The 13,507-nt window shown below is 47.5% G+C and carries 4 protein-coding genes; 2 read left to right on the plus strand and 2 right to left on the minus strand.

Features of this window, described 5'->3' with window-relative positions; genetic code table 11:
- Positions 1-715 precede the first annotated feature (715 nt).
- Positions 716-874 carry a hypothetical protein gene (locus QT979_RS21735; protein ID WP_333311659.1) on the minus strand — a complete coding sequence of 53 codons (159 nt, stop codon included), beginning with the start codon at positions 872-874 and terminating at the stop codon, positions 716-718.
- Positions 875-1,193: 319 nt separating this feature from the next.
- On the opposite strand from QT979_RS21735, the gene QT979_RS21740 reads away from it, so the two are divergent.
- Positions 1,194-5,753: a PAS domain S-box protein gene (locus tag QT979_RS21740; RefSeq protein ID WP_333311660.1), complete on the plus strand. Its 4,560-nt coding sequence runs from the start codon at positions 1,194-1,196 to the stop codon at positions 5,751-5,753.
- 534 nt (positions 5,754-6,287) lie between these two features.
- Here the strand turns inward: QT979_RS21740 and QT979_RS21745 are convergent.
- On the minus strand, positions 6,288-10,418 hold the full coding sequence (locus QT979_RS21745; protein ID WP_333311661.1) for an EAL domain-containing protein: 4,131 nt from the start codon (positions 10,416-10,418) through the stop codon (positions 6,288-6,290).
- 462 nt (positions 10,419-10,880) lie between these two features.
- Between QT979_RS21745 and acnB the strand changes: the two genes are divergently transcribed.
- Positions 10,881-13,496, plus strand: a complete 2,616-nt coding sequence (gene acnB, locus QT979_RS21750) for a bifunctional aconitate hydratase 2/2-methylisocitrate dehydratase (RefSeq protein ID WP_333311662.1) — start codon at positions 10,881-10,883, stop codon at positions 13,494-13,496.
- The last annotated feature ends 11 nt before the right edge of the window (positions 13,497-13,507 follow it).

Below are 13,507 nucleotides of genomic sequence, written 5' to 3' on the forward strand. Positions count from 1 at the left end.
AATATTTGCCCAAATGGAATTATCGAGCCGTACCCCAACCTGAGTAATTCATTAAGTTATTTATTTTTCATTCCTAAGCTTGTAGCAATTCGTCGATCGCAGCAGCCGATCGCTCGTCGCTTCAATATAATAATTTATACTGAGTATGACAGTGCGATCGCTCTTTCGTAAGTTGGCTTCGAGGATTTAAACCTCGCTTTGATAAATATTTTAATCATGCTTGTTATGCTGTATTTCACAAGCAGAAAATTGGTAGCAAAAAACTGATAAATAAACCCAAGATTGTACCATAAAAAATGTGGTAATAGAGCAAAAAATTGCAAAAGCAATTATTTTTTTTCGCGACAATGGCATCGAAATTTATCTAAAAATTTAAGCAATAATCTTCCATGTTTTCTTTACTAAACCAACCAGCAGTTGATTTTGGGTTATCTCTCAATCACCATAGTAGAGCCTTTCTCAGTAACATGAGGTGCACGCTTGATAAGCGGGCATAGGGCATAGGCATCCGTCGGCATAGGCATCCGTCGGCATAGGGTATACCTCACCAAGATTGAGAACTGCTATATGCCAGAACCACACGGTTGCACTTTAGAGGTAGAAATGCGAGTTTATACGAAATTTATCCTTTTGGCGGTAATAATAAAAAGGTGACAATCGCAACCGAAGGCGAGCCGAAAAAATGTCAAAATTATTCAGAGACACTGGGAGCATCTCATATTTGTAAAAACACTTCTTCCGGCTTCTTCCTTCTTCCTCTTTCCCCGCAGCAAGAGAGCCTCAAAACTCCAATTTCTACCTTGCCTGCTTTCATTGAGATGCTCCCGATACGCTCCTCCCGATCGCGCAATGGAACCGGGTTTATTGTTTCCACTTTCGGAGTTTCCCTGAGTTAATTACGTTAATAAACCGGGTTTATGTGTAAGTTTTGTTAGCATTATTATCAATAATTGAAAATTAATCAAGTAGCAAATTATGCCACCTTTTCAGTAAATATACGGGAGCTAAGATGGTCTATTGACCTCTAAATCTCGAAAAAATACGGAAATGCAGTGTGAGTAACTGCTAAGTGCTAGCAGAAGGAGGAGAATAGGTTCTTTGCCTTTTTGAGTTACCAGGCTCAACTTGCAGAGCGCTATTGAGATGCCATCAACCTCGATACCAAAACGCAAAATAACTAAATAAAAAGCATTATGTTTCATGAATACCTGTATCACGAAGTCTGCAACCTGCGCGAGAAACTAGCTCACCTAGAAAGACAAACGCAGTCTCAAACCTGGTTCAAAAAGCTGCAAGCGCTGATGGGAGTTATTAGCAAAATTCGTGAATCCCTAGACTTAGAAACAATATTCAAAATCACAGCCACCGAAGTTCGGCAACTCCTAAATGCCGATCGAGTCGCCGTCTACCGCTTTCTTCCCGAATCGGAATGGAATGAGGGCGAAGTAGTGTCCGAAGACGTACTGCCCCAATACAGCCCATCTTTGGGAACCAGAGTCCGCGACTACTGCTTCGGCGAACAATTTGCCACCAACTATGCCAAAGGATACGTTCAAGCAGTCACGGACATTTACAAAGCCCGGTTAAGTCCTTGTCACCTCAAAATCCTCAAGCGATTTCAAATCCGAGCCAACTTAGTCGTACCCCTACTGCAAGGGCAACACCTGTGGGGATTACTGTGCATTCACTCCTGCGGTCAACCCCGCCAGTGGCAAGAAGACGAAATCGAATTTGCCAGACAAGTAGGCGACCATTTAGCAGTTGCCATCTACCAAGCCGAACTGCACTTGCAAACCCAGAGGCAAATAGCAGAAATTGAATCCACGCAGCAGAAACTCCGCGACAGCGAGCAAAAATATCACCAAATTCTCGATTCGATCGGCGATATGGTATTAGTCAAAGGCCCCAAATCCAAAATTGTTTGGGCCAATCAAGCATTCCGCGACTATTACGGCATGACTGAAGAAGAACTTCAAGACATCGTAGACGCACCTTTCGCAGATCCCGACAATACTCTCCAGTACATCAAAGATGACGCCTTCGTATTTGAAACCGGACAGACTTTGCAAATTTCCGAAGAACCGGTGACGCGCTACGACGGAGAAGTGCGGCTGTTCAGCACCGTCAAAACACCGATCCGCAGCGAAAACGGCGAAATCGTCATGACTGTCGGCGTCTCCCGCGATATGACGGAACGCAAAAAAGCAGAAGAAGCCGTCAAAGCCAGCGAAAGCAAATACCGCAGCCTGGTAGAAACCTCCCAAGACATGATTTGGTCGGTCGATGCCATCGGGCGCTACACCTTCGTCAACCCAGCAGTTAAGTACATCTACGGTTACGAACCAGAAGAAATGATCGGTCGGCCGTTCTCCGACTTTGTGACACCAGAACAAAGCCAGAAAGATTTAGAAGTTTTCGCCCGGTTGTTTGCCGGAGAATCACTTTTCCAGTACGAAACCACCCAAATCGCCAAAGACGGCAGCATGAAACATTTAATGTTTAACGCCCTTGCCCTCTACGACGAAACCGGAAACTTCCTAGGCACCACTGGTACAGCCGCCGACATTACCGATCGCAAGCGAGCAGAAGCAGCCTTACAACACGCCAACGCAGAACTAGAGCGTAGAGTAGAAGCACGCACGGCAGAACTGCGACAGACTTTTGCCGCACTCACTGCCAGCGAAACCAAGTTTCGGACGATCGCGGCCACCATCCCCGGAGCTCTGTTCCAATTTTGCAGCAGCCAGGGAGTGTGGAGAGTTGACTACATGAGCGATCGCATCTTCGATATTACCGGCGTCACAGCAGCAGAAATGATGGGAGACATTACCTGCTTCATTTCCCGCGTCCACCCCGAAGACTTGGAAAGCCACCTCGCTTCCGTCAACGAAGCCGTAGTAAACCTCTCTCCCTGGCACTATGAAGGGCGGTTAGTCAAGCCCGACGGTGAGATTCGCTGGTGGCAGGGCGACTCCATGCCCACCCGCAACGAAAATGGCGAGATAGTATTTTGCGGTGTCCTGCTCGACATCACCGATCGCAAAGTTGCCGAAACCGCCATCCGCAATAGCCAGCGACAGCTCAAAGAAGCCCAGAGACTCGCCCATGTCGGCAATTGGGAACTCGACGCAGCCACCGAAACCCTCACTTGGTCGGAAGAACTTTTCCGTATCTTCGGGCTCGAACCGGCCCCCATCGCGCCCAACCTAGCCGAACAGGTAGCTCTGATTCATCCAGAAGATTTGGAATTGTGGCAAACTCAAGTGCAGCAGGGACTCTCAACAGGCATCCCTTTTGACTTTGACTTTCGCCTTTACCGTCCCGACGGCATCTTGCGACACGTGAACGCCGTGGGCAGAGCCGAAACCGATGTGAACGGCAATGTGGTAAAACTGTTCGGTACGGTAATCGATATTACCGATCGCAAAGTGGCCGAAGCAGCACTGCGGCAAGCAGCAGTCGAGTTAGAAGACAGAGTGAGCGATCGCACGGCCGAACTTTCCCAAGCAGTCACCCAATTAGAACAAGAAATTGGTGATCGAAAAGAAGCAGAAGCCGCCCTACAAGTTTCCGAACAAAACCTGCGAACCATATTTAACAATGTCTACGATGCTATCTTCATTCATGATTTAGAAGGAAATATTCTCGATGTCAATAATCGAATGTTAGAAATGTACGGAGTGAGCCAGGAAGAAGCAACAAAATTATCACTTAAAAACGACTATTCAAGCGCCGACAATCCCATTGAACAAATGGGAGCACTTTGGGAAAGAGTATTAGCAGGCGAAACAGGTCGCGTGGAATGGAAAGTGAGGCGCCCCCACGACGGTTCAACTTTTGATGCAGAAATTGCCCTGTCAAGAATTCATCTCAACGGCAATCTCAGCATCATTGCTAACGTCCGAGATATTAGCGATCGCAAACAGGCAGAAGCAGAACTCCAACACGCCCAACAGTTTATGGAGTCCGTACTCAAAACCATACCCGTAGGAGTGGTTGCCAAGGATGCTCAAGAACTGCGGTTTGTTCTGTGGAACCCAGTAGCTGAACATTTACTCGGTTTCAGTGCAGCAGAAGTGATCGGCAAAAATGATTACGACTTTTTCCCAACAGAACAAGCTGATTTTTTCACCGCAAAAGACCGGGAAGTGCTCAACAGCGGGCAAATTGTAGAAATCGCCGAAGAAGAGATTGAAACGCGACAAGGAGAAACGCGGATATTTCATACCAAGAAAACAGCAATACTCGATGCTGATGGCAAACCGCAATATCTATTAGCTGTCACCGAAGACATTACCGATCGCAAGCGGGGAGAAATTGCCTTGAGGCGATCGGAAGCCCGACTCAGACAGCAGGCAGATCGAGAAAAATTGCTCAACAGTCTCACCGCTCAAATTCGCAATTCCCTCGATTTCGACAGCATCATTGCTGTCGCCGTCCAAGAAATTCGCGCTTTCCTGCAGATCGATCGCTGCAATTTTGCCTGGTATCGTGGCGACGGGGAGGATGCTTTCTGGGAAATTATTAAAGAATCTCGCCTCCCCGAACTTCCCGATTTAATAGGTTGCTATCAAGCTTCCGACTTAGGTTCTATGGGAGAAAAACTCTTGCATATGGAAATGCTGCTGGTGGATGATGTCGAAACAGTGGCAGATCATGTTTGGAGAAAATCTCTTAACTCTCTGGGCTACCGATCTGTGTTGGCAATTCCGATACAGGCACTTTCGGGAGTAGTGAGCGTTGTTACCTGCGCCCACTCCGCTGCTGTGCGACCCTGGAGTGAGGGCGAAGTAGAATTATTACAAGCAGTTACAGTTCAATTGGCGATCGCCCTCAACCAAGCCGATCTTTACGCCCAAACTCGCAATAAAGCTCGCGAATTAGAGAAAACTTTGCAGAAATTAACCAGCACTCAATCGCAGTTAATTCAAAATGAAAAAATGTCAAGTCTCGGTCAACTTGTGGCAGGAGTCGCCCACGAAATCAACAACCCAGTTAACTTTATTTACGGCAATCTCAGCCACGCCAACGACTATACCCAAGACTTGCTACACCTGATCGAACTTTACCAAAACCACTATCCCGATCCAGTCCCGGAAATTCAAGAGGAAGTAGAGAAAATTGAACTTGAATTTCTAATGGAAGACTTGCCCAAGTTACTTTCTTCAATGAAAGTCGGTGCAGATAGAATTCAACAAATTGTTGCTTCTCTCCGCACATTTTCCCGCATGGACGAAGCAGAAATGAAAGCCGTCAACATCCACGAGGGCATAGATAGCACCCTGATGATTTTGCAGCACCGCCTCAAAGCTAAACACAATCATCCCGAAATTGAGGTGATTAAAGAATACGCTCAATTGCCCTTAGTAGAATGTTATGCCGGACAGTTAAATCAAGTATTTATGAACATCTTGAGCAATGCTTTGGATGCTTTGGAAGAACGGGATCAGCGCCGTTCTGCTGAGGAAATGCGGCAAAAGCCCAGCAACATCCGCATCCGCACTGAAATATCGCCAGCGGGCAAAGTAATCATTCGGATTGCTGACAACGGGCCGGGAATACCGGAGACTGTCGGCACTCGGCTTTTTGACCCGTTTTTTACCACTAAACCTGTCGGTAAAGGCACTGGGATGGGCTTGTCAATTAGCTATCAAATTGTTACAGACAGACACAACGGGTCGCTCAAATGCACTTCTTCGCCGGGACAGGGTACAGAATTGGCGATCGAGATTCCCCTCAAAGCTAATTGTTAATAGGGACTTGGTAAGCTGTAATTGGCAATTGGCAATTGCGAAAGCCTTACTGTGCCTCAGTTGTGTAATTTTAAACCAAATAAAATCCGGTAGCATAGTCGGGCGTAAAATCTACTCAATACTCAACAATCACGGACCCTACAAGCGGAATTTAACTCACTCATCTGCGTTAATCTGTGTTAATCTGTCCTCATCTGCGGTTTAAAAAAGAGAATGTATTAACCGCCGATGACAAGGAATTAACGCGGATTCACGCAGATGAAGAATTCCGATCCTAACAGATTTGATATCATTTCCGGTTACACTCCTTATGATGTTGACTGTTGACGGTTGACTGTTCACGGAGTCAACAGTCAACCGTCAACAGTGAACTCGAATTTACTATTGCGATGCTAACGGATTTGATATGATATCATCACGTAAAATCTAATTTTGATGCACCATTTATTCCCTGGTGCATCTGTTTTGAGATTAGGAGTTTGTAGCAAAAATGTCTTCACGGGGTGAGGCACCCTTTACCAATCTGTACCTCAATCAGTCCATAATTGCTATATTACCCAGACTTATCAAGATTTCTGTCACGGCAGAACTTTCCAAAGGTTTAGAAAACCAATATCCCTGAGCTAATTCGCAGTCTAGTTCTCGAAGCTGTGCTAACTGTTCGGCTGTCTCTACACCTTCGGCGATCGCATTTAATCCCAAATTGTGAGCCAAAGTTACGATCGCCCGCACAATCTGCAAAGGCTGACCCCCATCGTCACCATTTTCGACAGCCCCCAAGCGGCTCACAAAAGATCGATCGATCTTCAGTGTATCCAGGGGAAAACGGTGCAAGTAACTTAAAGACGAATAGCCAGTACCGAAATCGTCGATCGACAATCGAATATTTCTACTTTTTAATTGGGATAGCACAATATTGGCTTTCTTGACATTTTCCACGATCGCACTTTCAGTAATCTCCAATTTTAAACAGCTCGGATCGCAGCCAGTTTCTGCTAAAATTTCATCGATTTCCTCGATTAAATTCGGCATACCTAACTGTTTAGGAGAGAGATTGACGCTCATTGTTAATTGCGAAGGAGCAATAATTGGTAATTTAAAATTCGGAATTAGTACCTGGGCAGTTGTACTGAACGTAGCCGAAGAGTTGGTAATTGGGAATTGGGAATTGGTAATAGATGAGTGGAAATCGCTAATCGGGAATTGGTAACTCGGAATTGGTAATTTTTTACTGATTCTTTCTTCCCTGTGACCAATAGTGGGGGTACACTCAGTAAAAGTTCCGTGTTCCTCATGCCCTGTATCTGTTACATCACTTAACTCCCCTACATTACCCGTTGCCATCTTCCCTGTTGTTACCCTGAGCGAAATCGAAGCGCCATCTTCCTTCTTGTTACCCTCAAGGACTTGCCCTGAGTGCAGCCGAAGCGAGTCGAAGGGCATTGTTCCAACTTCCATTGGACTTCTTCCCTGTTGCTCGGTTAACATTTCTTGCCAAATCCGCAATTGCTGACAAGCTTCCCGCAACACCCAGGCTCCCAGAGGCACGATCAAACCTGTTTCTTCAGCTACAGGGATAAAAGTAGACGGCGGAACTAGACCCCGAACTGGGTGGTGCCAACGCACCAAGGCCTCAAAACCTTCGAGCGCACCGCTGGCGATCGAAACAATCGGTTGGTAGTGCACAATAAAGTGCGAACGTTGATCCTTGCTCTCTCCTAATTCCTCCTTGCCCAAAATAGCCAAACGCAGATCAGTTTCTAACTGCAACAGCGACATAGTTTGGTCGTGCATTGCCAAATTAAACACTTCGTGGCGGGCCTTACCCAAAGCTTTAGCGCGGTACATAGCGATGTCAGCATCGCGTAGGAATTCTTCCGGGTGAGTGTACGAATTTAATTCGCCACTGGCGGTGGCTTCGCCTCGACTGAAAACAATGCCAATGCTAGCGGTGGTAAATACTTCGTGCCCTTCGAGATGAAACGGCTTCGTCAGTTCTTTTTGTATCTTTTTAGCTGCGAGGGTGGCGTCGCTGAGGCTTTGAATGTGATCTAGTAGGATGGTGAATTCGTCTCCCCCCAGTCGGGCGACGGTATCCGAAACCCGGACGCAGGTTTGCAGTCGCTGGGCGAGGGCAATTAGCAGTTTGTCTCCTAAAACGTGTCCTAAAGAATCATTCACTACTTTGAAGCGGTCTAAATCTAGGAAAAGTAAACCAAATTTGTAATCGGGGGACTGATTCGATCGGCGGATGGCTTGTCCTAGCCTGTCGATGAACAAAACCCGGTTGGGCAAACCCGTCAGCGCATCGTGAAAAGCGCCGTGCAGCAGTTGCCGTTCTACTCGCTTGCGCTCGGTGACATCTCGGATAATAATCTGGCCGGCCGTCGAGCCTTGATAAATAGCGGGGATGCCGGCCATTTCAACGTCTATTATTTGTCCGTCGAGCCGCATCAGTTTTTGTTCGGCAAGGTCGAGTGGCTGATTTTCTATCTCGACTAGCCGAATGCGTTCTGTGGCTATTTGCACATAGTTTGGATGGACGAAATGCAATATGGGAAAGCCAATCAGCGCTTCGGGAGAACTCGCACCGAGGAGTTTCGCGCCGGCAGCATTGATGTAGGCGATTTTCCCTTGACTGTGAACCGCGATCGCTTCGGGAGATAGTTCTACTAAACGGCGATAGCGTTCTTCACTTTCTTTGAGAGATACTATCAACTCGCATCGCTCTTTTTCAGCTTGCTGGCGTTCGACTTCCATTTGGTGAACTGCCAGAATTTTGCCAATACTTTGAGCCATCAATTCTATAATTTCTATTTCCTCATACTTGAACTTTCTTTTTTTTATTTCTGGCGAACTAAAACTTAAAGTTCCGTAGGTTTTATTGTTAACAAATATCGGCGTTCCGATGTAAGATTCTGATTTGCAGCTTTGATAAGCTGGATGTTCGCGCATCTCTACGTCTGCTCCTATATGAGAATACGCAACTGTTTTGTTGAGCTTAATGACTGCGGCGCAGTAAGTATCGCTGAGGTTCAATTCTAAGCCTCGTACGAAGTATCCTAAATCTGTTTTCGCTGCCTGGACAATAAAAGTTTCGCTCTCAACTTCAGCCATGATCCCTATAGAAAGTCCGAACATCAAACAGCCTGCTGTTAGATAATCGTCAACCCGTTCTTCAAAGTTTTGATAATGATAAGTTGTAATCCGGTGCAAGTGTTTGAGATTAGCGCTAAAAGCTGCTAAAGCTTGAGAATTTAAAAATAATTCTTCTTCCGAGCGCTGGCGGTCGGTAATGTCTGTTTGCACTCCAATAAAGTGGGTTAAGTGTCGCCGCGAGTTGTAAACCGGAGCGATCGACAGTTCGTGCCAAAAAGGGGTGCCGTCTTTCCGAAAGTTGCGTAATATAACTTGAGCTTCTCTGCCTTCTTCAATCGCAATTCGCAATTCTTTGGCAGCGGGGGTGTCAGTGTCTGTGCCCTGCAAAAATCGGCAATTTCTTCCCATTAACTCGTCTCTGCGATAACCCGTAATCCGCTCAAAACTGGGATTGACATAAATAATCGGATTATCTGCAACGGTTGCGTCGGTGATTGCAATGCCGTTGCTGCAACTTTCGATCGCCCGTTCCATCATTTGTAAGCGCTCTTGCGATATAATGCGCTCGATCGCCGCAGCTAACACATTGGCGATCGCTTCTACAAAATAAACGTCATCTTGACTGAAAACCCGCCCTTGGCTGGTATGAACCCCCAAAATGCCCCAAGCCTGCGAGGATGAACTGTCCGCTGGTTCTACTTGTCCCCAGTTCCTCCCCAGTCCCCGATTGCCGGGAATGATCACAGTAACGCCGCTGACAGCCCGGTGGTTATGCAGTAGCGGCAACTCGCTAAAGCGCGTTTCCACCCGCAAATCTTCGACGATTGTCGGTTCGCCCACTAGCAATGTGTAACCTGCTTGCGATCGGGCAGAAGCCGCAACAGTAGCGCTGCCGACGAGGCCCGGCTGCCAGCCAACCCCCGCTCGCAGCATAAAAGCATGACCAGAGGGCAACAGTTCTAACACCTGGCAATAATCAACGTCCAGGGTTTGAGCAATTAAAACCGCAGCTTTGTCCATCAGTGCGGACAAATCTGTTTCGGCCAGGGCCTGCTGCCCCAAGTAAGCGACGGCCGCTTGCTGGCGGGCTCGCGAGTGGATTGACGTGAGCAATTCCTGCTCCTTGGCGGCCACTCGCTTCCGATCCGTAATGTCGGTGAACGCTGACAGAACAGCTTTCCCCGACACCAATGTCAGATACCGCATCGATACACTCGCCCAAAACAGCGTGCCGTCAGCTTTTTTAAGCCGGACTTCTGTCTCGCGGACGTGTCCGTTGCGGGCGAGCCGCAACAGCAATTCCTGGCGCTCTGCAGGTTTGTGGTAGAGCATTTCAGCTTTGTGGCGGTCGATCGACTTAAATCCTGTGAAGCCGAAAGCCTGACGACATAAATCGTTACTATAAAGAATTGTGCCATCCGCCAGACTGCTGACAATCAGGGGTATGGGCATCGAGTTGGCGATCGTCAGCAGTAATTCTTTGGTTCCTTGCAGCTCTTTGTACAAGTCTGGCTTGGAGGCCCAGCCGTGACAGTTTTCAGAGTTTTCAGGGATAAAACTTTCCATTTTTTAATCGATCCATTAGCAGGACAACTTTTTTAAACTTGTGGTCAATCAATACTGCGGACGGTTTTTAATTGGCATTCGTAGAATAAAAGTTTCAAGTCGATTCGCCAATGGAGCTACCAACGGAAAATCAAGGGTTTCAGACTACGAACTAAAAACAGTCCAGATTATTGGTAAATGACGATTTCAGATGCGGAGGAGGATCTACAGTAGCCCACAACACATTAATCTTAACCAGAACTATGCAACTGAAGGCCCCTAAACTGCTCGGCTGAAGTTTGATACGCTGCTCTCCCGTTAAAGACCACATCTGTCTTTGGTATGAAAATCTACTGTTTTTAAAGTTGCGTTAAGTTTTTATAAGAGCGAGGTACTTTACCCAATGTGCAGCGGAAGCTCCTAATCTAAAAAGTAAAGTCACCTACAAACCACCACCGAATACTATCCGAGGAGAGAGGAGAAATGCTTGAATCTTACCGCCGTACCGCTGCCGAACGGGCCCATGAGGGAATTCCACCGCTGCCGCTAGACGCCCAGCAAACGTCGGAACTGTGTGAACTGCTGAAAAATCCGCCGGCTGGAGAAGAAGAAACCTTAATAGAATTATTGCGCGATCGCGTCCCCCCAGGCGTAGACAGCGCCGCCTACGTCAAAGCTGGTTTTTTAACTGGCATTGCTAAAGGCGAAATCCACAGCCCCCTAATTGCTCCCAAATGGGCAGTTTACCTGCTGGGGACAATGATGGGCGGTTACAACGTCCAATCTTTAATCGATTTGCTCAACCCCACTGCCGAAGTCGCTATTCCCGCCACCGCCGCCCGGGCACTGAGCAAAACGTTGTTAGTATTCGACGCTTTCCACGACGTTATAGCTTTGTCTGATACCAATCCCTACGCCAAGCAGGTAGTCGATTCTTGGGCGGATGCCGAGTGGTTTACAGGCCGTCCTGTATTGCCAGAAGCGATTACCGTTACAGTCTTTAAAGTTCCTGGAGAAACCAATACTGACGACTTGTCGCCTGCACCTCATGCTACCACGCGACCGGACATTCCTCTACACGCTTTGGTGATGCTCGAAAGTAAGATGCCTGGGGCTTTGCAAACCATTGCAGACTTGAAGCAAAAAGGTCATCCCGTAGCCTATGTTGGTGATGTTGTCGGTACCGGTTCGTCACGGAAATCGGCGATTAATTCCGTGCTCTGGCACATTGGCAATGATATTCCGTTTGTGCCGAACAAGCGCAGTGGCGGTTATATTTTAGGAGGTGCGATCGCGCCGATCTTCTTCAATACCGCTGAAGATTCCGGCGCATTGCCGATCGAATGCGATGTTTCCCAAATGGAAACAGGAATGGTAATTACCATCCATCCTTACAAAGGCGAAATCACCAACGAAACCGGAGAAATCATCTCCACCTTCACCCTGAAACCCGACACAATCTTAGACGAAGTTCGCGCAGGTGGCCGAATTCCGCTATTAATTGGAAGAACTTTAACCGACAAAACCCGCGCCGCTTTAGGACTAGAACCTAGCACTATTTTCACCCGTCCCACAATCCCAGTAGATACGGGCAAAGGCTTCACTTTAGCCCAAAAAATGGTAGGCAAAGCTTGTGGTTTGTCCGGCGTTCGCCCCGGTACATCTTGCGAACCAGTCATGACAACAGTCGGCTCGCAAGATACCACCGGGCCAATGACTCGCGACGAATTGAAAGAACTTGCTTGTTTGGGATTTAGCGCCGATTTGGTTATTCAAAGTTTCTGCCACACCGCCGCTTATCCAAAACCAGTTGATGTCAAAACTCACCATGAATTGCCCGATTTCATGGCAGAGCGCGCCGGCATAGCTTTGCGCCCTGGAGACGGCATAATTCACTCCTGGCTGAATCGAATGTTATTGCCAGATACAGTGGGAACTGGCGGCGATTCTCACACTCGTTTTCCTTTGGGAATTTCCTTTCCTGCTGGTTCGGGATTGGTGGCATTTGCTGCAGCCTTGGGCGTTATGCCTTTGGATATGCCGGAATCAGTTTTAGTGCGGTTTAAAGGTGAATTGCAGCCCGGAGTAACGCTGCGGGATGTTGTGAATGCAATTCCCTATGTGGCAATTCAAAAAGGTTTGCTAACCGTCGCGAAACAGAACAAGAAAAACATCTTTTCTGGGCGGATTATGGAGATTGAGGGCTTGCCAGATTTGAAGGTCGAGCAGGCTTTTGAATTGACCGATGCGACTGCAGAGCGTTCTTGCGCTGGATGCACGATTAAATTGAGCGTGGAGACTGTTTCCGAGTACATTCGCTCCAATGTCGCGCTGCTGAAAAACATGGTGGCGCGGGGCTATCAAGATGCGCGGACGATGATGCGCCGGGTGGCGAAGATGGAGGCATGGCTGGCAAATCCGGTGCTGCTGGAGGCTGATGCTGATGCGGAATACGTTGAAATCATCGAAATCGATCTGAACGAGATTAAAGAGCCAATTGTGGCTGCTCCCAATGACCCGGATAATGTTAAGTTGTTGAGTGAGGTTGCGGGCGATCGCGTTGACGAAGTATTTGTCGGTTCTTGCATGACAAATATCGGTCACTACCGCGCCACTGCGAAGGTGTTGGAAGGTGCAGGGGAAGTGAAAACTCGCCTGTGGATTTGTCCGCCAACTCGGATGGATGAACAGCAACTCAAAGAAGAAGGTTATTACAGCATTTTTGGAGCCGCTGGAGCTCGCACAGAAATGCCCGGATGCAGTCTTTGTATGGGCAATCAAGCACGGGTTAAAGATGCGACAACGGTTTTTTCAACTTCTACTCGTAACTTTAACAATCGCATGGGCAAAGATGCTCAAGTTTATCTCGGTTCGGCGGAATTGGCGGCCGTTTGTTCGCTGTTAGGTCGCCTTCCTACAGTCAAAGAATACAATGACATTGTGTCGAAGAGAATCGATCCTTTTGCTGGTGATTTGTATCGGTATTTGAATTTTGATCAAATTGCTGGTTTTGAGGATGAAGGACGAGTTATTGCTTTGGAAGATATGCCTCGAATTGAGGATATTTTGGGGATTCCCGATGGTGTATTGAGCAAGTAAAAAGCGGGCGG

The organism is Microcoleus sp. w2-18bC1 (assembly GCF_036700365.1).
Taxonomy (GTDB): domain Bacteria; phylum Cyanobacteriota; class Cyanobacteriia; order Cyanobacteriales; family Microcoleaceae; genus Microcoleus.

What these genes read in the sequence shown, in the direction of transcription:
- QT979_RS21740 (WP_333311660.1), top strand. Translation starts at nt 1,194, where the DNA reads ATGTTTCATGAATACCTGTATCACGAAGTCTGCAACCTGCGCGAGAAA.
- QT979_RS21745 (WP_333311661.1), bottom strand. Translation starts at nt 10,418, where the DNA reads ATGGAAAGTTTTATCCCTGAAAACTCTGAAAACTGTCACGGCTGGGCC.
- acnB (WP_333311662.1), top strand. Translation starts at nt 10,881, where the DNA reads ATGCTTGAATCTTACCGCCGTACCGCTGCCGAACGGGCCCATGAGGGA.